The sequence below is a fragment of the Streptomyces sp. SID9727 genome (assembly GCF_010550605.1).
Classification (GTDB): Bacteria; Actinomycetota; Actinomycetes; order Streptomycetales; family Streptomycetaceae; genus Streptomyces.
In genome coordinates this window covers 1-221 of the sequence record NZ_JAAGNI010000154.1, presented here as the reverse complement: position 1 = coordinate 221, position 221 = coordinate 1, and the positions used below count along the sequence as shown (strand labels likewise).

At 55.7% G+C, this 221-nt stretch carries 1 protein-coding gene; it reads left to right on the top strand.

The window, feature by feature from the left end; genetic code table 11:
• Positions 1-8: 8 nt before the first annotated feature.
• A partial coding sequence (locus tag G3I41_RS10200; RefSeq protein WP_164399895.1) for a hypothetical protein occupies positions 9-221 on the top strand: 213 nt, incomplete at its 3' end.

The window sequence follows — 221 nt, the reverse complement described above, 5'->3', positions numbered from 1 at the left end:
GCTGAGCCATGAACCAACTGACAGCCTTCGAGCGGGCGCTGCTCGCACAATTCGAAACATTGGTGAGCACCTCCGAGACCTCACTCGAAGCGTCAGAGGCCACATCGAAGCAGCTGCAAGCTTTGTACGGGAACGTGCAAAAGCGCCTGGACAAGATCGAACAGAAGCAGAGCGAGATCGAGCATTTTCAAGCGCAGTTGCTGCGGTCCTTCAACACTCAG